Annotated in this window: 21 protein-coding genes, 3 tRNA genes and 2 pseudogenes; 20 read left to right on the top strand and 6 right to left on the bottom strand. The window is 52.7% G+C overall.

Annotated elements, in window-relative coordinates:
* Positions 1 to 2: 2 nt before the first annotated feature.
* Positions 3 to 1,412, bottom strand: a complete 1,410-nt coding sequence (fliD, locus tag DVA43_RS03220; RefSeq protein ID WP_114314565.1) for a flagellar filament capping protein FliD — start codon at positions 1,410 to 1,412, stop codon at positions 3 to 5.
* Between the two features lie 266 nt (positions 1,413 to 1,678).
* Here fliD and DVA43_RS03230 point away from each other — a divergent pair.
* The 10 genes and pseudogenes from DVA43_RS03230 to sdiA all read left to right on the top strand — a co-directional run.
* Positions 1,679 to 3,178: pseudogene (locus DVA43_RS03230) on the top strand (FliC/FljB family flagellin); the annotation flags it as partial.
* 72 nt (positions 3,179 to 3,250) lie between these two features.
* A protein-coding gene (locus tag DVA43_RS03235; RefSeq protein WP_087451024.1) for an IS3-like element ISSen4 family transposase occupies positions 3,251 to 4,371 on the top strand; the annotation gives its coding sequence in 2 pieces (ribosomal slippage) (positions 3,251 to 3,509 and positions 3,509 to 4,371; 1,122 coding nt in all).
* Between the two features lie 26 nt (positions 4,372 to 4,397).
* Positions 4,398 to 4,559, top strand: a pseudogene (locus DVA43_RS03240) (flagellin); the annotation flags it as partial.
* Between the two features lie 162 nt (positions 4,560 to 4,721).
* The gene (gene fliA, locus DVA43_RS03245; protein ID WP_039030897.1) at positions 4,722 to 5,441 is read left to right on the top strand and encodes an RNA polymerase sigma factor FliA; all 720 of its coding nucleotides are present in this window, start codon (positions 4,722 to 4,724) and stop codon (positions 5,439 to 5,441) included.
* Between the two features lie 55 nt (positions 5,442 to 5,496).
* Positions 5,497 to 6,048, top strand: a complete 552-nt coding sequence (gene fliZ, locus DVA43_RS03250; RefSeq protein WP_114314566.1) for a flagella biosynthesis regulatory protein FliZ — start codon at positions 5,497 to 5,499, stop codon at positions 6,046 to 6,048.
* 88 nt (positions 6,049 to 6,136) lie between these two features.
* Positions 6,137 to 6,937, top strand: coding sequence for a cystine ABC transporter substrate-binding protein (tcyJ, locus tag DVA43_RS03255; protein WP_114314567.1), 801 nt, complete (start codon positions 6,137 to 6,139; stop codon positions 6,935 to 6,937).
* A 105-nt stretch (positions 6,938 to 7,042) separates the two neighbouring features.
* Positions 7,043 to 8,029 (top strand): D-cysteine desulfhydrase, encoded by a 987-nt coding sequence (gene dcyD, locus DVA43_RS03260; protein ID WP_114314568.1) that lies wholly within the window; start codon positions 7,043 to 7,045, stop codon positions 8,027 to 8,029.
* Positions 8,030 to 8,050: 21 nt separating this feature from the next.
* Positions 8,051 to 8,719 (top strand): cystine ABC transporter permease, encoded by a 669-nt coding sequence (gene tcyL, locus DVA43_RS03265; RefSeq protein ID WP_103180126.1) that lies wholly within the window; start codon positions 8,051 to 8,053, stop codon positions 8,717 to 8,719.
* On the top strand, positions 8,716 to 9,468 hold the full coding sequence (gene tcyN, locus DVA43_RS03270) for an L-cystine ABC transporter ATP-binding protein TcyN (RefSeq protein WP_103180125.1): 753 nt from the start codon (positions 8,716 to 8,718) through the stop codon (positions 9,466 to 9,468). The genes tcyL and tcyN overlap by 4 nt, the downstream gene beginning before the upstream one ends.
* 220 nt (positions 9,469 to 9,688) lie before the next feature.
* Positions 9,689 to 10,411, top strand: coding sequence for a transcriptional regulator SdiA (sdiA, locus tag DVA43_RS03275; protein WP_114314569.1), 723 nt, complete (start codon positions 9,689 to 9,691; stop codon positions 10,409 to 10,411).
* Between the two features lie 66 nt (positions 10,412 to 10,477).
* Here the strand turns inward: sdiA and DVA43_RS03280 are convergent, their stop codons facing one another.
* Positions 10,478 to 10,702 carry a DUF2594 family protein gene (locus DVA43_RS03280; protein ID WP_103180123.1) on the bottom strand — a complete coding sequence of 75 codons (225 nt, stop codon included), beginning with the start codon at positions 10,700 to 10,702 and terminating at the stop codon, positions 10,478 to 10,480.
* Between the two features lie 472 nt (positions 10,703 to 11,174).
* Between DVA43_RS03280 and uvrY the strand changes: the two genes are divergently transcribed.
* The 7 genes from uvrY (at position 11,175) to DVA43_RS03320 (ending at position 15,110) form a co-directional block, all read left to right on the top strand.
* Positions 11,175 to 11,831, top strand: a complete 657-nt coding sequence (gene uvrY / locus DVA43_RS03290; RefSeq protein WP_114314571.1) for a UvrY/SirA/GacA family response regulator transcription factor — start codon at positions 11,175 to 11,177, stop codon at positions 11,829 to 11,831.
* Positions 11,828 to 13,660 (top strand): excinuclease ABC subunit UvrC, encoded by a 1,833-nt coding sequence (gene uvrC, locus DVA43_RS03295; RefSeq protein ID WP_103822434.1) that lies wholly within the window; start codon positions 11,828 to 11,830, stop codon positions 13,658 to 13,660. The genes uvrY and uvrC overlap by 4 nt, the downstream gene beginning before the upstream one ends.
* A gap of 56 nt (positions 13,661 to 13,716) precedes the next feature.
* Positions 13,717 to 14,265, top strand: coding sequence for a CDP-diacylglycerol--glycerol-3-phosphate 3-phosphatidyltransferase (gene pgsA / locus DVA43_RS03300; RefSeq protein ID WP_032612063.1), 549 nt, complete (start codon positions 13,717 to 13,719; stop codon positions 14,263 to 14,265).
* Between the two features lie 152 nt (positions 14,266 to 14,417).
* Positions 14,418 to 14,493: transfer RNA gene (locus tag DVA43_RS03305), tRNA-Gly, on the top strand.
* Between the two features lie 51 nt (positions 14,494 to 14,544).
* Positions 14,545 to 14,618 (top strand) — tRNA-Cys (locus tag DVA43_RS03310).
* 12 nt (positions 14,619 to 14,630) lie between these two features.
* Positions 14,631 to 14,717, top strand: a tRNA-Leu gene (locus tag DVA43_RS03315).
* A gap of 210 nt (positions 14,718 to 14,927) precedes the next feature.
* Positions 14,928 to 15,110: a hypothetical protein gene (locus DVA43_RS03320; protein WP_114314572.1), complete on the top strand. Its 183-nt coding sequence runs from the start codon at positions 14,928 to 14,930 to the stop codon at positions 15,108 to 15,110.
* A 6-nt stretch (positions 15,111 to 15,116) separates the two neighbouring features.
* Here DVA43_RS03320 and DVA43_RS03325 read toward each other — a convergent pair whose 3' ends face one another.
* The 4 genes from DVA43_RS03325 to DVA43_RS03340 form a co-directional block, all read right to left on the bottom strand.
* The gene (locus tag DVA43_RS03325) at positions 15,117 to 16,082 is read right to left on the bottom strand and encodes an ABC transporter permease (protein WP_114314573.1); all 966 of its coding nucleotides are present in this window, start codon (positions 16,080 to 16,082) and stop codon (positions 15,117 to 15,119) included.
* On the bottom strand, positions 16,079 to 17,059 hold the full coding sequence (locus tag DVA43_RS03330; protein ID WP_114314574.1) for an ABC transporter permease: 981 nt from the start codon (positions 17,057 to 17,059) through the stop codon (positions 16,079 to 16,081). Before DVA43_RS03330 ends, DVA43_RS03325 begins: the two co-directional genes overlap by 4 nt.
* Entirely contained in the window at positions 17,052 to 18,533 is a 1,482-nt protein-coding gene (locus DVA43_RS03335) for a sugar ABC transporter ATP-binding protein (protein WP_114314575.1), read from the bottom strand. Before DVA43_RS03335 ends, DVA43_RS03330 begins: the two co-directional genes overlap by 8 nt.
* Before the next feature lie 72 nt (positions 18,534 to 18,605).
* Positions 18,606 to 19,589 carry an autoinducer 2 ABC transporter substrate-binding protein gene (locus DVA43_RS03340; RefSeq protein WP_114314576.1) on the bottom strand — a complete coding sequence of 328 codons (984 nt, stop codon included), beginning with the start codon at positions 19,587 to 19,589 and terminating at the stop codon, positions 18,606 to 18,608.
* 531 nt (positions 19,590 to 20,120) lie between these two features.
* Here DVA43_RS03340 and DVA43_RS03345 point away from each other — a divergent pair.
* Genes DVA43_RS03345 through DVA43_RS03355 form a run of 3 tightly spaced genes read left to right on the top strand, consistent with a single transcriptional unit; the run spans position 20,121 to position 21,878 of the window.
* On the top strand, positions 20,121 to 21,266 hold the full coding sequence (locus DVA43_RS03345) for a transglutaminase-like domain-containing protein (RefSeq protein ID WP_114314577.1): 1,146 nt from the start codon (positions 20,121 to 20,123) through the stop codon (positions 21,264 to 21,266).
* A complete protein-coding gene (locus DVA43_RS03350) occupies positions 21,244 to 21,600 on the top strand; it encodes a mercuric transporter MerT family protein (RefSeq protein WP_114314578.1) in 357 nt (118 codons plus the stop codon). The genes DVA43_RS03345 and DVA43_RS03350 overlap by 23 nt, the downstream gene beginning before the upstream one ends.
* Positions 21,597 to 21,878 carry a heavy-metal-associated domain-containing protein gene (locus tag DVA43_RS03355; protein ID WP_103822426.1) on the top strand — a complete coding sequence of 94 codons (282 nt, stop codon included), beginning with the start codon at positions 21,597 to 21,599 and terminating at the stop codon, positions 21,876 to 21,878. Before DVA43_RS03350 ends, DVA43_RS03355 begins: the two co-directional genes overlap by 4 nt.
* Positions 21,879 to 21,916: the final 38 nt, after the last annotated feature.

The following is a 21,916-nucleotide window of genomic DNA, read 5'->3' on the forward strand; positions in this document are numbered from 1 at the left end:
GATTAATTTTTACTGCTGGTATTTTCGAACTGCTGAGTCAGATAGCTACTGGTGGAATTCAGCGAGTTCATCATCACGTCAAGCTGAGTAAACTGCTCTTTGTAGCGTGCGACCATCGAATCAATTCGCGCACTGGCCGCGTTATACTGAGTCGTTAAGTTATTCAGCGTCTTGCTGACGCCATCCTTCGCGGCCTGAATAATGCCGGTACTGGAGAGCCAGCTGGTGGTGCTTTTGCCAATAGTGGTGGTAATACCGGTTGTTTTACCATCACCAATCAGCAGATCTTTAATCCCTGAAGCGCTGGTTTTCATTGCCGCATTCAGTTTTTCGTCATTTACTTCAAGTTTGCCGCTATCCGGATCGGTTGTGATCCCCACCTGCGACAGCGTTTTAATGGTGGAGCCGCCCACAGAGCTGCTCAGCAGGCTCTTTAATTGAGTCTGGATGGTTCGTAACGTGGTATCACCCAGCAGGGCGCCATTGCTGCTGCTCTGGGCATCGGCCCCCGCATCCACAGCGGTATATTTGGTCAGGCTGCTGAATGTATCTTGTAGTGCGTTATAGGCCGTCACCCAGTCTTTAATCGCCTTCGTGGCTTTGGTGTTGTCAGTAGTAATGGTTAAGGTCTGGTTACCGGTGGTGACGTCGCTCAGGTTCAGGGTGATATCTTCCAACGCATCGCTGATAGTGTTGCTGCTATTTTCGATATCAACGTTATTGACCTTCAGCAGCGCGTTCAGAGCGGTCACGCTCTCTTCCATACCGTTACTGCTGTCGCCTTTGGTGCCGTTGTAGCCCATGAAGGATTGCAGCGCGGTGTCGCCACTGACGCTAATCGTCATCGCATTGTCTTCACCGGTCTCTTTCGAGGTGACAGACAGGCGATATTCACCGTTGCCGACGTTAATGATACTGGCGCTGACGCCGGCGTCTGCTTTGTTGATCGCGTCGCGAATCCCTGTCAGCGAGGAGTTCGCCGCGCTGATATCAATGGTGACCGGTTTTTTATCGCCGCCTTGCTGAATCGTGATCTTACTGTCGCTGGTGGCGATGGCCGCTTTATTGTCTTTCTGTACGCCGCTTGTCAGGGTTTGTGCCTTGGCAAGCTGCGTGACTTCAATGGTGTATTTCCCGGCCAGCGCACTGCCTGTAGTGGTCGCGCTGAATGCGGTGGTACTGCTGGTCGTCGTGGTGGCCGTAAACAGGTCGGCTTTACCTAATGCAGTATTGGCGGTCTGGAAAGATTCCAGGGCGCTTTTCAGCGTGCCGTAAGCGCTCAGTTTTGCCGTATAGGAAGATTGCTGATTAGAGATCGGTGTCAACTGCGCTTTTTGTGCGGCGGTAAGACTGTCCAGAATATCCCCTAACTGCAGACCTGAACCGACTCCCAACGTAGAAATACTTGCCATTTTAGTTCCTTAAAGTAACGACACGTAAAACGAATAAATGGGTTATCGGCCTTTATAGGACAAAGTTTACGATTAATTTCTTTTTTTAATGGCAAGAAAAGCGGGAGTAGAGAGGAGTATTTCTGTGGCTAAAAAAAATCATGAGATCAGAAAAAAAATTCTAAAGGTTGTTTTGGACCAGACGATAACACTCATGACGGCGAAGAAGCCGAAGAGTGGAAACCCAAATCTAACTCAAGATTTGATGAACAACAGGAAACGAAATCATGGCACAAGTCATTAATACCAACAGCCTCTCGCTGATCACTCAGAACAACATCAACAAGAACCAGTCTTCAATGTCTACTGCCATTGAGCGTCTGTCTTCCGGTCTGCGTATCAACAGCGCGAAAGATGACGCTGCTGGCCAGGCGATTGCTAACCGCTTCACCTCTAACATTAAAGGCCTGACTCAGGCTGCGCGTAACGCTAACGACGGTATCTCGGTTGCACAGACCACTGAAGGCGCACTGTCTGAAATCAACAACAACCTGCAGCGTATCCGTGAGCTGACTGTTCAGTCTCAGAACGGTACTAACTCCCAGCAGGACCAGGACTCCATCCAGGACGAAATTAAATCCCGTCTGGACGAAATTGACCGTGTATCTGGTCAGACTCAGTTCAACGGTGTGAACGTGCTGGCGAAAGACGGCTCCATGAAAATTCAGGTTGGCGCTAACGATGGTCAGACTATCACTATCGACCTGAAAAAAATCGACTCTGATACCCTGGGTCTGACCGGTTTCAACGTGAATGGTGCTGGTTCTGTAGCTAACACTGCGGCGACAAAAGCTGAACTGGAAGCTGCTAAAATTAGCTCTGTCGGTAACGAATACACTGTTTCTGCAGGCCTGGATAAAGCAACAGCTGCCAATGTTCTTAATAGCCTGACTAGCAGTGATACAGTTACTGCTACTATTGATAACGGCTTTGGTGCTGCACCAGCGTCTAATACCTACACCTATAACGCTGACAAAAAATCTTTCACCTTTGACGTTGCTAGCGCTACTACTGCTGAAGTTCAGTCTTATCTGACACCAAAAGCGGGTGATACAGCTAATCTGAACGTTGAAATCGGTGGCACTTCTGTAGATGTTGTGCTTGCAAGCGATGGTAAAATTACTGCCAAAGACGGTTCAGCTTTATACATCGACTCTACTGGTAACCTGACTCAAAACAGCGCAGGTACTGTTGCTCCAGCCACATTAGATGGTTTGACGAAGAACCACTCTGATGCAACTACTGCAGTAGTTACTAACATTACAGCTGCTGATGGTTCCAAATTTACTCTGAATGGTAGTACTGATGGCGGTGCTACTGCAGGTACTGTTGCGGTTGAAGACGCAGTGATGTCCTCTGCTTCACTTGAGTCCGCTGCAAAAGCTGCTGGCTTCACTACTTCGACTGGTTACGACACTACGAGCGGAACAGTGAAGTCTGGTGCTGATGATGTGTTCACCAAAGCTGATGGTACTCTGACTACAGACAACACCACCAAATATTACCTGCAGGATGATGGTTCTGTAACCAACGGTTCTGGTAAAGCTGTTTATACAGATGCTGCTGGCAAATTAACTACTGACGCAGCAACTAAAGCCGCAACCACTACTGACCCACTGAAAGCACTGGATGATGCTCTGAGCTCCATCGACAAATTCCGTTCTTCACTGGGTGCTATCCAGAACCGTCTGGATTCTGCGGTAACCAACCTGAACAACACCACCACCATGACCTGCTCCCCGTTGATTAGTACACCCCGATGTTAGTAATGTCTTCATAAGCCACATGAGGACATCCCCATGAAGAAGCGTTTTTCCGACGAACAGATCATCAGTATTCTCCGCGAAGCCGAAGCTGGGGTACCCGCCCGTGAACTCTGCCGCAAGCATGCCATTTCCGATGCCACGTTTTACACCTGGCGTAAGAAGTATGGCGGTATGGAGGTGCCTGAAGTTAAGCGCCTGAAGTCGCTTGAGGAAGAGAACGCCAGACTCAAGAAGCTGCTTGCCGAAGCCATGCTGGATAAAGAGGCGCTTCAGGTGGCTCTTGGGCGAAAGTACTGACGACAGACCAGAAGCGGGAAGCCGTGATGTTGATGTGTGATGCGACCGGTCTGTCGCAACGTCGTGCCTGCAGGCTTACAGGTTTATCCCTGTCGACCTGCCGCTATGAGGCTCACCGTCCGGCTGCTGATGCGCATTTATCAGGGCGCATCACTGAGCTGGCACTGGAGCGCAGGCGTTTTGGCTACCGTCGTATTTGGCAGTTGCTGCGCCGTGAAGGGCTTCATGTTAATCATAAGCGCGTGTACCGGCTTTATCACCTCAGTGGCCTGGGCGTAAAACGCAGAAGACGTCGTAAAGGGCTGGCAACAGAACGTCTGCCGCTGCTCCGTCCGGCGGCGCCCAATCTGACCTGGTCGATGGATTTCGTCATGGACGCACTTTCCACCGGTCGCAGGATCAAGTGTCTTACCTGCGTCGATGATTTCACAAAGGAATGCCTGACGGTCACTGTTGCCTTTGGGATTTCAGGCGTTCAGGTCACGCGTATTCTGGACAGCATTGCACTGTTTCGAGGCTATCCGGCGACGATAAGAACTGACCAGGGGCCGGAGTTCACTTGCCGTGCACTGGATCAATGGGCCTTTGAGCATGGTGTTGAGTTGCGCTTAATCCAGCCGGGCAAGCCAACGCAGAACGGATTTATTGAGAGCTTTAACGGACGATTTCGCGATGAATGTTTGAATGAGCACTGGTTCAGCGATATCGTTCATGCTAGGAAAATTATTAATGACTGGCGGCAGGATTATAACGAATGCCGCCCGCACTCCACGCTGAATTATCAGACACCGTCTGAATTTGCAGCGGGCTGGAGAAAGGGTCATTCTGAGAATGAAGATTCCGACGTTACTAACTGAGTGTTGTATCTAATCGTGGGGGCAGGTCAACCAACCTGTCTGAAGCGCAGTCCCGTATTCAGGACGCCGACTATGCGACCGAAGTGTCAAATATGTCTAAAGCGCAGATCATCCAGCAGGCGGGTAACTCCGTGTTGGCGAAAGCTAACCAGGTTCCTCAGCAGGTTCTGTCTCTGCTGCAGGGCTAATCACCTGACGATGCGCAAACCCCGCTCCGGCGGGGTTTTTTACTTTCCAGAAAACCAATAACCCCCAAATAACCCCCCATTCCCCCCCCTATTCACACGATTAAAACCCCTCCAGAATCGGATAATCATGCCGATAACTCAACTAACGCAGGGCTGTTTATCGTGAATTCACTCTATACCGCTGAAGGTGTAATGGATAAACACTCGCTGTGGCAGCGTTATGTTCCGCTGGTGCGTCATGAAGCATTGCGGCTTCAGGTACGTCTGCCGGCGAGTGTGGAACTGGACGATCTGCTACAAGCGGGCGGGATCGGGTTACTGAATGCAGTTGACCGATACGACGCTCTGCAAGGAACGGCATTTACGACTTACGCAGTACAGCGTATTCGTGGTGCGATGCTGGATGAACTGCGCAGCCGGGATTGGGTGCCGCGCAGCGTCCGCCGCAATGCACGCGAAGTAGCGCAAGCGATGGGGCAGCTGGAACAGGAGCTTGGACGTAACGCGACGGAAACCGAAGTTGCGGATCGTCTGGGGATCACTACTGCCGACTACCGTCAGATGTTGCTCGATACCAACAACAGCCAGCTCTTCTCTTATGACGAGTGGCGCGAAGAGCATGGCGATAGCATTGAACTGGTGACGGACGATCATCAGCAGGAAAACCCGTTGCACCAGTTAATGGAAGGCAACGTACGCCAGCGCGTAATGGAAGCTATCGAAGCTTTACCGGAACGTGAACAACTGGTGTTGACCCTTTATTACCAGGAAGAGCTCAATCTCAAGGAGATTGGTGCCGTGCTGGAAGTAGGGGAGTCGCGGGTTAGCCAGCTGCACAGCCAGGCCATTAAACGCTTACGTACCAAGCTGGGTAAGTTATAGGTGATCCTTGTCACCCGTTAAGTGCCGCACAACGTATTGACAACCAGGAGTTATCATGACGGTGCAGCAATCTAAAAGACGGCCATTAAGCCGCTACCTGAAAGACTTTAAACACAGCCAGACGCATTGCGCCCATTGCCATAAACTGCTTGACCGCATCACGCTGGTCCGTCGTGGAGAGATCGTCAACAAAATCGCGATCTCCCGTCTCGATACCCTGCTGGATGAAGCCGGCTGGCAGAAAGAGCAACAGGAGTGGGTGGCGTTATGTCGTTTTTGTGGCGATCTGCACTGCAAAGAGCAGAGCGACTTTTTCGATATTATTGGTTTCAAACAGTTCCTGTTTGAACAGACAGAGATGAGCCACGGAACGGTGCGCGAGTATGTTGTGCGTCTGCGTCGTCTTGGCCAGCATCTGACCTCGCTGAATATTTCCCGTGAGCTTCTGACCGACGGTTATCTGGATGAAAATCTGGAACCGTGGCTGCCTGCGACCAGCACCAACAACTACCGGATCGCGCTGCGCAAATATGCGCAATACAGGTCGCAAATGCCGATGGCGGTGAAGCAGAAAGTCCACCGCGAAACAACTTCTGATATATATTAAAAATGAATAACATGTAGCGCAGTCGTGTTTGACCTTGCGGTTGAACGCCCTACACTACAACCAAAATTCCAATGATATCGGGGTATGTATGAAATTTGCACTTCTGGGTCGTCAGGCGCTGATGGGTGTAATGGCCGTTGCGCTGGTTGCAGGTATGAGCGTCAAGACCTTCGCCGCAGAGGGTCTTTTAAACAAAGTTAAAGAGCGCGGCACGCTGCTGGTTGGGCTGGAAGGGACCTACCCTCCGTTCAGCTTCCAGGGTGACGACGGTAAACTGACCGGTTTTGAGGTGGAGTTTGCTGAAGAGCTGGCAAAACACCTCGGTGTGAAAGCCTCGCTGAAGCCGACCAAATGGGACGGCATGCTGGCGTCGCTGGACTCAAAACGTATTGATGTGGTGATTAACCAGGTCACCATCTCTGACGAACGTAAGAAAAAGTATGACTTCTCCACCCCGTATACCGTCTCCGGTATCCAGGCGCTGGTGAAAAAAGGTAACGAAGGCTCCATTAAATCTGCTGCCGACCTGAAAGATAAAAAAGTGGGCGTCGGTCTGGGGACCAACTACGAAGAGTGGCTGCGCCAGAACGTGCAGGGTGTTGATATCCGCACCTATGACGACGACCCGACCAAATACCAGGATCTGCGCGTAGGCCGTATTGATGCCATTCTGGTTGACCGCCTGGCGGCGCTGGATCTGGTGAAGAAGACCAACAACACCCTGGCCGTTGCCGGTGATGCCTTCTCCCGTCAGGAAGCGGGCGTTGCGATCCGCAAAGGCAACGAGGATCTGGTCAAAGCTGTTGACGGTGCCATTGCCGAGATGCAGAAAGACGGCAGCCTGAAGGCGCTCTCCGAAAAATGGTTCGGGGCAGACGTCACAAAGTAAGCAGTTGACTGAAAAAAAGGCGCTTTGATAAGCGCCTTTTTTATTTCCTCGCCATCAACGTGCATAATAAAAAAATCAGACTTAGACAGGATTATGGAGGTTTTCATGTCATTACAGAACCTGACGCGTTTTCCGCGGCTGGAATTTATCGGTGCGCCGACGCCGCTGGAGTATTTGCCGCGCTTATCGGATTACCTGGGGCGCGACATCCTTATCAAACGTGATGACGTGACGCCCATAGCAATGGGGGGCAACAAACTGCGCAAGCTCGAGTTCCTCGCGGCGGATGCGCTGCGTGAAGGGGCCGACACGCTGATCACCGCAGGCGCCATCCAGTCGAACCATGTTCGCCAGACCGCGGCCGTGGCGGCTAAGCTGGGCCTGCACTGTATCGCCCTGCTGGAAAACCCGATTGGCACAAAGGCAGAAAACTACCTCAGCAACGGCAACCGCCTGCTGCTGGATCTGTTCAACGTGCAGATAGAGATGTGCGATGCGCTGACCGATCCCGTGGCGCAGCTGAATGAGCTGGCGACCCGCGTTGAAGCCCAGGGTTTTCGCCCGTATGTGATCCCGGTTGGCGGTTCGAATGCGCTGGGTGCGTTGGGCTACGTCGAAAGCGCCCTGGAAATTGCCCAGCAGTGCGAAGGCACAGTTGGCCTCTCCTCGGTGGTGGTCGCCTCCGGTAGCGCAGGCACCCATGCCGGGCTGGCGGTAGGACTGGAGCAGCTGATGCCGGAGGTTGAGCTGATTGGCGTTACCGTATCACGCAGCGTAGCCGATCAAAAACCGAAGGTAGTGTCGCTGCAACAGGCGGTGGCACAGCAGCTGGAGGTGAGCGCGAAGGCGGATATCGTGCTGTGGGATGACTATTTCGCGCCGGGCTACGGCACCCCTAATGATGAGGGCACGGAAGCGGTGAAACTGCTGGCGCGTCTTGAAGGGATTTTGCTGGATCCGGTCTATACCGGCAAAGCCATGGCCGGGCTTATTGACGGGATCGAACAGAAACGCTTTAAAGATGAAGGCCCGATTCTGTTTATTCATACTGGCGGGGCGCCCGCTCTCTTTGCCTACCATCCTCATGTCTAAATCACAGGCAGAAAAATCATAATGCAAGAAAGTATTCAACTGGTGATTGATTCGTTGCCCTTCCTGCTGAAAGGCGCAGTATTTACGCTGCAGCTGAGTATTGGCGGGATGTTTTTCGGTCTGGTGCTGGGCTTTGTGCTGGCGTTGATGCGCATGTCGCCTCTGCTGCCCGTGCGCTGGCTGGCGCGTTTTTATATTTCCATCTTCCGCGGCACGCCGCTGATTGCCCAGCTGTTCATGATTTACTACGGCCTGCCGCAGTTTGGTATTGAGCTGGATCCCATCCCGGCGGCAATGATCGGTCTGTCGCTTAATACTGCTGCCTATGCGGCGGAAACCCTGCGCGCAGCTATCTCCTCCATCGACAAAGGCCAGTGGGAAGCCGCAGCCAGTATCGGGATGACGCCGTGGCAGACCCTGCGCCGGGCCATCCTGCCTCAGGCTGCGCGCGTGGCGCTGCCACCGCTCAGCAATAGCTTCATTAGCCTGGTAAAAGACACCTCGCTGGCGGCCACCATTCAGGTGCCGGAGCTGTTCCGTCAGGCGCAGTTGATCACCTCGCGCACGCTGGAGGTCTTTACCATGTATCTGGCCGCCTCGCTGATCTACTGGATCATGGCAACCGTGCTGTCCGCGCTGCAAAACTATTTTGAAAACCAGCTTAACCGCCAGGAGCGTGATCCGAAATGAGTGCTATCGACGTTAAAAACCTGGTGAAGAAATTTCACGGCCAGACGGTGCTGCACGGCATCGACCTGGAGGTGCAGGAGGGCGAAGTGGTGGCGATTATCGGGCCCAGCGGGTCCGGTAAAACCACGCTACTGCGCAGTATCAACCTGCTGGAGCATCCGGAAGCTGGCACCATTCGCGTGGGTGACATCACCATTGATACCGGTAAGTCGCTGGGTCAGCAAAAAGGGCTGATTCGTCGTCTGCGTCAGCATGTCGGCTTTGTCTTCCAGAGCTTTAATCTGTTTCCTCACCGCACGGTGCTGGAAAACATCATTGAAGGCCCGGTAATTGTCAAAGGCGAACCCAAAGAGGAGGCGACAGCCCGCGCCCGGGAGTTACTGGCAAAAGTGGGGCTTTCCGGGAAAGAGGGCAGTTACCCGCGCCGTCTCTCCGGTGGACAGCAGCAGCGTGTGGCAATTGCCCGCGCCCTGGCAATGCGTCCTGACGTGATCCTGTTTGATGAACCGACCTCAGCGCTGGATCCGGAGCTGGTGGGGGAGGTGCTGAATGCCATTCGCCAACTGGCACAGGAGAAACGTACTATGGTCATTGTCACCCATGAGATGAGCTTTGCCCGCGACGTAGCAGACAGGGCGATTTTTATGGATCAGGGGCGTATTGTGGAGCAGGGGCCGGCGAAAGCGCTGTTTGCCGATCCTCAGCAGCCCCGTACCCGGCAATTCCTTGAGAAATTCCTGATGCAATAGCATATTTGCTTTTAATTGCTCCGGAATTAATCTCCGGAGCAAAATATTCATCCCTGAAATGAATGGTCCCGCGATTTTATCCCGCCACAAACCCCCTAAGTGCTTAAAATCTGTAGATAATTACCTCAGGGTCGATATTTTATACATATAAATAAGATTTATGTGTTAATTTAAGAAATCATAATAATGATTATCTTTACAGGGGCTTCATTCACTTGGTATGAAGGATTTAGACTTTTTTACATGGCGACGGGAGTGCTATCTCCGTTTTCAGGGGATGACATCCGCCAGCGAGGTATATCCCGAACTTCAGCGTCAAACTCAGAACCTGGGTTATGAGTATTTCGCTCTCTGCGTCCGTCATCCGGTACCGTTTACCCGACCGAAAGTCTCGGTGCACTCAACCTATCCGCAACAGTGGATGGCGCACTATCAGGCGGAAAATTATTTCACCATCGATCCTGTGCTGAAACCCGAGAATTTCGTCCACGGGCACTTACCCTGGAACGACGCCTTATTTGCCGAGGCGCAGTCCTTATGGGACGGGGCGCGCGACCACGGTCTGCGCAAAGGGATCACCCAGTGTCTGATGCTGCCTAATCATGCGATGGGGTTCCTGTCGGTCTCCAGCACCAGCCTGTCGGTCAATATGATGGCGAATGAAGTGGTTGAGTTGCGTCTGCAAATGCTAGTGCAAATGGCCTTGACCACGCTGCTACGCCTGGAGCATGAAATGGTGATGCCACCCGAGATGAAGTTCAGCAAGCGCGAGAAGGAGATCCTGAAATGGACAGCGGAAGGCAAAACCTCGGCAGAAATAGCGATTATTCTCTCTATCTCTGAGAATACGGTGAACTTCCACCAGAAGAATATGCAGAAGAAATTCAATGCGCCGAATAAAACGCAAATAGCCTGCTATGCGGCAGCGACGGGAATTATCTGACTACACTTCAGTTCTGCGTGGCAGGCGAGTAAACGGCTGAATGCATTGCTTTCAGCCGTTTTTGTTTTATTGACGGTAAGCTTGTTTGATTTGCTTAACGGTGCTGGAAAATACCTCAGCCTGAGCCTGGTCTTCCATCTGCGCAATCTGGCGTTCCATCTTAATGATCACACGACCGGCATCCGCCTGGCCCATCGCCTGCAGCATCAGGGTCAACAGAGATTTCAGACAGGAGACTTCCTGTGCCAGTTCTTGATTATTCTCAGCAGTGGCAAAATCAGGTGTGCTCATTTATTTTCCTCATGATAAAAACGGCGCTTGAGCGCATAGTTCAAAAGTTCAAGGCGGCGGAGTATACCACAAGCCTTAAAAAAAAACGCAGTGCTTGTTTTTTGTACTTTCAGCCGTTTTGTTTATTTAATTGAACGACCATTCACCCTACACTTTTAAGACGTTAAGCGGAGGGTATTGTTTAGCTAAGGTAGTTAGCAGGTTAATTATTGTTACAAAATTACGTGAGGTATTTTAACAATAAAAAAATAGCCCCTAAAATTTGTAAATTTTTGAAAACATCAGCCTGAAAAAAGGCGCCTGAGCCGCATGGCGCAAGGCTTCCGTTTCCAGTTGATGTACAAGTTAATTTCCAAAAAAGAGAGTTATAACGAAGGCCTGCATTTTTTAACGTTTTCAGTTTGCGATAAAAAACGTTAATATGAGCCGAATTAACTGTCTGTAGCGTTATCCCTATTCTGGAGAATTTCCTTTGATCAACGTCCTTCTTGTTGATGACCACGAACTGGTGCGCGCAGGGATACGACGCATTCTTGAAGATATTAAAGGTATAAAAGTTGCTGGCGAGGCCTGCTGCGGTGAAGATGCCGTAAAATGGTGCCGGACGAATAGTGCAGATGTTGTCCTGATGGACATGAACATGCCCGGTATTGGCGGCCTGGAAGCAACGCGTAAAATCGCGCGCGCCTGGGTTGATACCAAAGTGATCATGCTGACGGTTCACACTGAAAATCCTCTTCCTGCAAAAGTGATGCAGGCGGGCGCCGCGGGCTACCTGAGCAAGGGCGCAGCCCCTCAGGAAGTTGTTAACGCTATCCGTTCTGTCTATTCCGGGCAGCGCTATATCGCTTCTGATATCGCGCAGCAAATGGCGCTCAGCCAGATTGAACCAGAAAAGACCGAATCACCGTTTGCCAGTTTGTCTGAGCGCGAATTGCAGATTATGCTGATGATTACCAAAGGCCAGAAGGTGAATGAGATCTCTGAGCAGCTTAATCTCAGCCCGAAAACGGTGAACAGCTACCGCTACCGTATGTTCAGTAAGCTGAACATTAATGGCGATGTCGAACTCACTCACCTGGCCATCCGTCATGGTCTGTGCAATGCCGAGACCCTAATTAGTCAGTGAGTGAAGTGTTTGATTCCAGTGCTTTCCTGAAAACCGTCACCAGCCAGCCAGGCGTCTACCGGATGTATGACGCAGGCGGGACGGTTATTTACGTCGGTAAAGCGAAAGATCTTAAGAAGCGTCTTTCCAGCTATTTCCGCAGCAATCTTGCCTCCCGCAAAACTGAAGCGCTGGTCGCTCAGATCCAGCAGATTGACGTCACTGTGACCCACACAGAGACCGAAGCGCTGTTGCTGGAGCATAACTACATCAAGCTCTACCAGCCGCGTTATAACGTGCTGCTGCGTGACGACAAATCCTACCCGTTTATTTTTCTCAGCAGCGATACCCATCCGCGTCTGGCTACCCATCGCGGTGCCAAACATGCGAAAGGCGAATATTTCGGCCCGTTCCCCAACGGCTATGCCGTGCGGGAGACGCTGGCCCTGCTGCAAAAGATTTTCCCGATTCGGCAGTGCGAAAACAGCGTCTATCGCAACCGCTCCCGTCCCTGTCTGCAGTACCAGATAGGCCGTTGCCTTGGACCCTGCGTGGAAGGGTTGGTCAGCGAAGAGGAGTATGCCCAGCAGGTGGAATATGTGCGCCTGTTCCTGGCCGGTAAAGACGATCAGGTGCTGAACCAGCTTATTGCCCGCATGGAGAAGGCCAGCCAGGCGCTGAACTTTGAAGAGGCGGCGCGGATCCGCGATCAGATCCAGGCGGTACGACGAGTCACGGAAAAACAGTTTGTCTCTAATACCGGCGATGACCTGGACGTGATTGGCGTGTCGTTCGATGCGGGCATGGCCTGCGTACATGTACTCTTTATCCGCCAGGGTAAGGTGCTGGGCAGCCGCAGCTATTTCCCGAAAGTGCCGGGCGGTACCGAACTGGGTGAAGTGGTCGAGACCTTTGTTGGCCAGTTCTATTTGCAGGGCAGCCAGATGCGAACCCTGCCGTCGGAAATTTTGCTCGATTTTAATCTCAGCGATAAAACGCTGCTGTCAGATTCGCTGTCGGAGCTGGCTGGGCGTCGGGTTAACGTCCAGACTAAACCGCGCGGCGATCGTGCCCGCTACCTCAAGCTGGCGCGCACCAATGCGGCAACGGCGTTGACCACCAAACTGTCGCAGCAGTCGACCGTTCATCAGCGTCTTATCGCGCTGGCAACCGTGCTTAAGCTGCCGGAAGTGAAACGGATGGAGTGTTTCGACATCAGCCACACGATGGGGGAGCAGACGGTGGCCTCCTGCGTGGTATTTGATGCTAACGGACCGCTACGCGCGGAGTACCGGCGCTACAACATTACGGATATCACTCCCGGTGACGATTACGCGGCCATGAACCAGGTGCTGCGCCGTCGCTATGGTAAAGCTATCGAAGAGAGTAAGATCCCGGACGTTATCCTGATTGACGGTGGTAAAGGCCAGCTCGCCCAGGCAAAATCCGTTTTTGCCGAACTGGATGTAAGCTGGGATAAGCATCATCCGCTGCTGCTGGGCGTGGCGAAAGGCACCGATCGTAAAGCCGGGCTGGAGACGCTGTTCCTTGAGCCGGAAGGGGAGGGCTTTAGCCTGCCGCCGGACTCACCTGCGCTCCATGTGATCCAGCATATTCGCGATGAGTCGCACGCTCATGCCATTAGCGGTCACCGTAAAAAACGGGCAAAGGTAAAAAATACCAGCACCCTGGAAACGATCGAAGGGGTCGGGCCAAAACGTCGCCAGATGTTGCTGAAATATATGGGCGGTTTGCAAGGATTACTCAATGCCAGCGTAGAGGAAATTGCAAAAGTGCCAGGTATTTCGCAAGGGCTGGCAGAAAAGATCTACTACTCGTTGAAACATTGAGGGCTCTGTAGCAACATAGGGCTAATAATTACTGACAACAAACAGTTACCGTCACTATGCGATTAAATATCCCTACATTGCTGACGCTTTTCCGCGTCGTTCTCATTCCTTTCTTCGTACTGGCGTTTTATCTGCCATTTGTCTGGGCGCCTTTCGCATGTGCACTTATCTTTTTTGTTGCGGCAGTCACTGACTGGTTCGACGGCTACCTGGCGCGTCGCTGGAATCAAAGCACCCGTTTCGGCGCGTTTCTCGACCCGGTGGCTGACAAGGTGATGGTGGCCATCGCCATGGTGCTGGTGGTTGAGCATTATCACAGCTGGTGGGTCACACTGCCTGCGGCAACCATGATTGCCCGTGAGATTATTATCTCTGCCCTGCGCGAGTGGATGGCGGAGCTGGGTAAACGCAGCAGCGTGGCGGTCTCCTGGATCGGTAAGGTGAAAACCACCGCGCAGATGGCGGCGCTGGTATGGATGCTGTGGCGTCCAAACGAGTGGGTAGAGTGGGCAGGTATTGGCCTGTTTATGGTCGCGGCGGTACTGACCCTGTGGTCAATGTTGCAATATTTGAACGCCGCGCGCGGGGATTTGCTTGATCAGTGATCGTTTCGGCGCAATTTTCAGCAAACGATCTATCCTTGCGAAAATTAACGTTGACTCAAAGCGTCAGGTAAGTAGAATGCAACGCATCGAACGACGGCACGGCCCGTTAGTCGATAGCAAAATCAAGTGATTAGCATAATGACTTGATGAATGCGGGAATAGCTCAGTTGGTAGAGCACGACCTTGCCAAGGTCGGGGTCGCGAGTTCGAGTCTCGTTTCCCGCTCCAAATTTAAGACATGCGCAATAGCGGGTGTCAGTCGTAAGACAAAAGATTTAAGGCGCGTTAGCAAAGCGGTTATGTAGCGGATTGCAAATCCGTCTAGTCCGGTTCGACTCCGGAACGCGCCTCCACTTTCTTCCCGAGGCCGGATGGTGGAATCGGTAGACACAAGGGATTTAAAATCCCTCGGCGTTCGCGCTGTGTGGGTTCAAGTCCCACTCCGGCTACCATGGGAAAGACAAGAATAATCAAAGCAATAAGCAGTGTCGTGAAACCACCGAAAGGTGGTTTTTTTGTGCCTGAAATTCATCGCCCTCTCAAACTTTCCTCGTATTCACCGGAATGAATCACCTTTCTTTACGACCAGCTTCGCGTTACGGATAACTATTCTGTAAAAAGGTAGTACTCGCTAATAACGACAACTTCGCGAGGGGTTCAAAATGAACAAACTGACCTTGATTACCGCGTTAGTAACATTCGCTGCATCATGCGCCTGGGCTGCGGGCGATGACGATATCATCTATGACAGCCAGGGCCATCCCATCCGCCATGATAAGCAGGATGATGATCCGGGCAAACAGCGTAGTGACGACCACACCAACCGGCGCAGCCAGCATAATTAGCGGCGATCAGGGTTTACCAAACAGACGCGAAAGCTGCGCCCCTTTCAGGAAGATAAACGCTAACAGCAAGCCGCCCCACAGAGCCATGGTGATGTAGCTGCTCACGCCCAGAATATTGAGGCCGCTCTCCAGCATCTGGAGCAGGATCAGCGCCATCACCATGCCAAAGACTTTACCGAAGCCTCCGTCCGGATTCACCCCGCCCAGTACAGCCGCCAGAATCGACACCAGCAGATAAGATTCACCGTAAGAGGCCTTGGCTGAATTGAGTTTCGACATCATCAGCAGGGCGGCAATCACGCACAGTACCGAGGAGAGCACATAGACCCAGATAAGGGTTTTACGGGTATTAATCCCGGAGTAGTGGGTCGCCTGCTCGTTAGAGCCGATCAGGTAGAGGGTGCGCCCGAAGGCGGATTTTTCGAGGATCACCCACAGTACGACCACCACCGCCAGAAAAACCAGCAGCGGCAGCGGGACGCCGAAAATATTGGTGCTGTTAATCACCAGAATATAGTCCGGGAAGTTAGAGATCGCCGAACCTTTGGAGATGAGGATATTTATGCCTTTCAGCAGAGTCATGATCCCAAGGGTGGCTAAAATCGGCGAGACCCGCACCACGGCAACCAAAAATCCAATCACCGAACCGATCGCCAAGGCCATGACTAACCCGGCGGCAATCACCAGCAGCATGCTGCTGAAGGTTGGAGGATAATGGGTAGCGACCCAGGCCATCACCAGACCGCAGGCGTTCATGGTGGCGATGATGGACAGGTTGATCCCCCCGGTGAGGATCGTCACCGCCATCGCGAGGGCCAGCACGCCGAGGATCGGCATTTGCGAGGCAATGGACTGGAAGTTAGCGGCTGACCAGAAGACCGAGGGTATCAGGAAGCTGAACGCGATCACCACCACCGCGATTAACACGCTCAGGTAAATCTCGACGCGATCCTGGGTTTTATTGGCGCTCATACTATGACTCCCTGACCTTTACGCTGACTCCATGCCGTCATGCTGATACTGGTGACGATCACCACCCCGGTAACGACCGTATGCCAGTACGAAGAGATCCCTAACAGGTTAAGACCGTTCTGCAACACGGCGAGTAAAATCACCCCTAACAGGGTGCCGAGTAAGGTGCCGCGCCCGCCGACGATACTGGTTCCGCCTAACACCACGGCAGCGAGTACCGTCAGTTCGTAGCCCAGCAGAGAGTCGGGCGCGACGGTTAAGACGGTCGCGGATTGCACTACGCCTGCCACCCCGGACATCAGCCCCATGTAGCCATAGACAAACAGCTGCATTTTAAAGATGCCAAATCCCATGCGGGAGGCCGCCTCCCGATTGCCGCCCATGGCATAAATCATCCGCCCGACGCTGGTTTTATTCATGATGAAGCCGGTTAACGCCACCACTGCCAGCAGGGTGATGATCGGCAGGCTTAAGCCATAGTCGTAGCCATCTGCGGCGGTGAATTTGAACAGCATCACTCCCTCTTCAAACCACTCAGGATAGCTGTAGAGCCAGACGCCTTTGGTCAGGTAGAGCAGCAGGCCGTAAAAAATATTCAGGGTTGAGATGGTGATAATGATGGAGGGCACGTTAAGACGGTTGACCAGCGTGGCGTTGATCAACCCGAGCAGCAATCCCAGCCCCCCGGCCAGCGCAAACGCGAGGGCAAAATTGCCGGTGGTACCCTGAATCAGCGTCACCATTACGTACTGTGAAATGATGGTCATGGCCGGAAAGGAGATATCGATCCCGCCGGAAATCAGCACAATAAACAAGCCGCAGGCCAGAATAGTGAGCATGGCGTAGTTATTGATCAGATCGTAGATATTGCCGAGCGTCAGAAAGTCGCTGCTGGCAAACGACAGGTAGCCGCCAATCACCAGTATGGTCAGACCTAAAAACAGCTCGTGGGTTTTGATCCCGAATTTATTAACCATTAACCACCTCCGCCAGCGCGGCTTCCGAGGTCTTTTCCGGGAGGAGTTCCGCGACGATCTCACCCTTGCGCATGACTAAAATGCGATGACTGTTAAAGTAGGCTTCATCGATCTCATCGGTGATCATTAGCACCGCGATCCCCTGGCGCGACAGGGCGGAGATGATTTGATAGATCCCCGCTTTATTGGCAATGTCCACCCCGACGGTGGGGGAGTCGAGGATCAGCACCCTGGGATTGATCGCCAGCCATTTGGCTATCGCCACACGCTGGGCATTGCCCCCGGAGAGGGTATTGACCGGCAGGTTGACGCTGCCAATTTTAATGCTCAGTTGCTCGACTAAATCGGCGACGACGCGGTCCGCTTTGGTTCTGTCTAACAATTTAAAGGGCGTTTTAAGCCGTCGTAGCACGGTAGAGATAATGTTGTCGTTGATGGACTGTTCCATCACCAGGCCGGTGCTCATCCGGTCTTCGGAGACATAGCCAATCCCGGCATTGATCGCATCCCGGTTGCTGGCGAAGCGCACCGCTTTGCCTGCCAGCACGATCTCCCCGGAATCAGGCTGTGTGAGCCCAAACAGGCTCAGGCAAAGCTCTGTTCTTCCCGCACCGAGTAATCCGGTACTGGCGAGGATCTCACCCTGATGCACCTGAAATGAGATGTTGGTGTATTGGTGCTGCTTAGTGAGGTTCTTAACGCTCAGCGCTACGTCGCCAAGTTTTTCTATCGGCGGTAATAACGCATACGAAAACTCTTTACCGGTCATCAGAAAAGCGAGTTTTTTATTATTGATGTCGCTGGCAGGCCAGGTGCCAACCAGGGTGCCATTTTTGAGCACGCTGATACGGTCGGAAATAGAGAGCACTTCATCCAGACGGTGGCTGACAAACACGACGCAAATGTTCCTTTTCTTTAAATCGCCAATCACCCGCAGCAGTCCTTTTACCTCCTGCATGGTGAGGGAGGCGGTGGGCTCATCCATAATAATCAGCCTGGCTTCCTGGGCCAGCGCCCGGCAGATCGCCACAATCTGGCGCTGGGCAATGGGCAGGGACTCTACATTGGCATCCAGATCCAGCTCCGCCTCAATACTTTTCACGGTGCGCGCGGCGATGCGATGGATCTCACCCTTATTCACCAGCAGGTTATGGTGATGTTGGTGGATAGCGATGTTTTCCGCCACGGTGAGGTTCGGGAACAGGGAGAGATCCTGATAAATAACCTGAATCCCGGCTTTCACCGAGTCGATGGGGGAGAGGTGGGAGCGGGGCTTGCCGTCAATGACGATTTGAAAGCCGGGATCGGGTTTATAGACGCCAGAAATAATTTTAATCAGCGTCGATTTGCCGCAGCCGTTCTGCCCGGCCAGACAGTGGACCTCCCCGGGAAATAGCGTCAGGTCGATGTTATCCAGCGCCTTCACACCGTAGAACGTTTTGCTGATATGACCCAGTGAAATAAACGGCTCCATTATTACCTCTCAGGGACTCACACAGCACGCCCTTATTGCGACGATCGCAGCAGGGCGTGCAGAACCAACGGATTAATACAGGCTGTCGATATTTTCTTTCGTCACGCGCAGGACTTTGTGGAATTTGATGATGCGTTTTTCAGTATCCACATCCGCTTTACCGAGGTTAGGGATCTCAAGACCCTGGGTTATCTCTTCTCCCTTCAGTACCTTGTCGGCCACGGCGGTAATGGCGTAACCCGCAGAGGCCGGGTCGTAGGTGATGCCCATGGCGATATCACCGCTCTTAATCAGGGAAGCGGCCTGAGAGGGGATCATCATGCCGTGAACAAACACTTTGCCTTTCGCCCGTTTCTCTTTCACCGCGCGGCCCGCACCAATTGGCCCCTGAGAGCCAAAGGAGACAATCCCTTTCAGGTCGGGGTGAGCTTTCATTAGGTCGATGGTGGTCCGGCGGGCATCGTCAATATTCTCGGCCACCGGCATACGGCTGGTGACTTCATGCATATCCGGGTAGTGTTCTTTCTGATATTTGACGAACAAATCCGCCCACAGGTTATGTTGCGGCACGGTCAGACTGCCGACATAAATAACATAACCTCCTTTACCGCCCATGGCTTTGGCCATCTCTTCGACGTTATCGGCGGCAAATTTTTCGTTATCAATAATTTCAACGTCCCAGTTGGCGCTCGGTTGCCCCGGGGATTCGTTGGTTAATACCACGATGCCAGCATCCCGCGCCTTTTTAAATACCGGCTCGAGCACATCGGCATCGTTGGGGACAATCCCGATCGCCGATACTTTTTTCGCGATTAAATCCTCAATAATTTTCACCTGCTGCGGGGCATCGGTGCTGGAAGGGCCTACCTGTGAGGCTTTAATACCGAGGTCACTGCCAGCTTTGGTGACACCTTCCCCCATGCGATTAAACCAGGGCATGCCATCTATTTTTGAAATATTTACCACTTCAATTTCTTTCGCCATTGCGGAAGTGGAAAATACCATCAATCCGAGCAAACCAGCCGACAGTAATTTTGTTAAGCACATTTTACTCATCTCATACCTCTGAATGGTGGTGAAAATAAATGATAGTGATAACGTTGTTTCGCTGTTTGACCTACCCGTGTTCATTTTTAATATTAGGTGATAATAATCCTTCCCTCGCAGACTTTATCCCGGATAAAATCAGGGGAAATAGCGAGTTAGCTCCGCTGGATTAAAGAATTAACAGTAGGGTTTTCATATTTATAATGTTATGGAACTACTGGCTCATCGCATGGACTATTATGCCAATACTCTGTTTTGGGATTTACGTCACTTATCAGGCTTCCTGCGCCATCCGCCGGGCTGAAGCAACGGTATGGCGCGTTTCAGGGAAACTGCCGCTTTTTTTGACCTCAAGCCTGTACAACCGACGCTGAAAAGCGCCTAATACCGTCTCCAAAATTTCTATCATTCACAGTTAACAGGTCTGTTATTGATGAATAAATCCCATCGCTTCGCGCCAGCGCCTGTCTGCTGTGATGATCCTCTGTGCTGTCGGCCCGTTTTGCCGTCGCCAGACTCATTTTCAAGGGACAGATAGCCATGCAGCGTCGACAATTTCTTAAAAATAGCGTTCTTCTTTCTGCCGCAGGCCTGGTGGGCCCGGCCGTTGCCAGCAAGACGGTAGTGCAAAACAACGCTCCGCTTGCCGCTCCGGTGATGCGCCGCCGCTTTGTCTTGTCGCAAACCTATAAACTGGCGCCACCGCAGGGCTCCAGCGGCGTCGTTAAGCTGTGGATCCCGCTCCCGGTGGATACTGCCTTCCAGCAGATGATCGGCATGGCGTTTACCGGCAACTATCAGCAGGCCTATGTCACCACCAACAACACCTATGGCGCGAAAACTTTGTTCGCAACCTGGCCAAAAAGTGAAGGCGAGCTGCTGCTTCAGCTCGATCTTGAGATCGAAACGGCAGACTGGGAGCCGCTGAAACACGACGCGCTGAAAAACTGGCAGGCACCGGAACAGATTGTTTATCCGCTGGCGGTAAAGCCATACCTGCTGCCAACAACGCACACACCGGTTGATGGCCTGGTGCGCGAAACGGCGCAAAAAATTATCGGCGGCGAAACCGATCCACTGAAGAAAGCGCGCCTCATTTACGAATGGGTCAGCAGCCATATGGAGCGCGATAACGACGTGATTGGCTGTGGCACCGGTGATGTGGCGACCATTCTGCAAAGCGGCAAGCTCAGCGGCAAATGCACCGACATCAGCTCGGTGTTTGTTGCCCTGGCGCGCGCCAGCGGCATCCCGGCGCGGGAACTGTTCGGTATCCGTCTGGGCAGAGCCAACAAGCTGGAGCGCTACTCCGCCAGCGCCTTCGGCAAGGCCGATAGCGCGGGGGTGGCGGACGTCAGCGGCGGACAGCACTGCCGGGCGGAGTTTTATCTGGCGGGCTACGGCTGGCTGCCGTGTGACCCGGCGGACGTCACCAAAATGCGTCTGGCGGAGAAAAAAGCCCATCAGGATCCCGATGTGCAGGCGGTGAATGCTTACCTGTTTGGCAACTGGGAGATGAACTGGGTGGGCTTCAACTACGGGCGCGATTTCGAGCTGTACCCGGCGGCGGAGCAGGGGGCAGTAAATAACTTTGGCTATCCCTATGCCGAGGTGGACGGCGATCCAATCAATTTTTACGATCCAAAGGTGTTCACTTACCACTATGTCTCAACAGAACAACGCTAAGGGGGCAGGCCTTACCCTGCTGACGGCAGCCGCGGCTGCCGTTACCGCCGGGCTCTGCTGCGTCGGACCGCTGCTCTACCTGCTTTTTGGCATCTCAGCGGCGGGGTTTGCCGGGCTCAGCCAGTTTGAATTTCTGCGCCTGCCGATGATTGCGCTCTCCCTCGGGCTGATGCTGCGGGTGTTCTGGCGGCTCTATTTTTCTAAAAGGCTGTGGTGTACCGGGCGTTTAACCCTGGGGCAGATGCGTTTACTGTTCTGGCTTACGCTGCCGGTACTGCTGCTGGTGCTGTTCTACCCCACGGTGGTGGCCTGGGTTTATGAGGTGATGGAATGAAACGACTGTTAATAAGCGCCTGTCTGCTGCTTCCGCTGTTTGCCCAGGCCGCGAATGAAAAAGTGGTGCTGGATGTGCAGGGCATGACCTGTTCGCTGTGCGTGATTTCGGTTAACCAGGCCCTGCGTGAAACGGAAGGGGTAGTGAAAGCGAAAGCGTCGTTGAAGACGCGCCAAACTGACGTCATCGTCCCGGAAGGTTTCCCGACGGAGACATTATTACAAGCGGTGGCGAAAACGGGATATACGGCAACCGTGAACCGTATTGAAAAACCGTAAATATAATAATTACGCATTATGGCTTAATTATTGTTGTC

This window comes from Leclercia sp. W6 (assembly GCF_003336345.1).
GTDB lineage: Bacteria > Pseudomonadota > Gammaproteobacteria > Enterobacterales > Enterobacteriaceae > Enterobacter.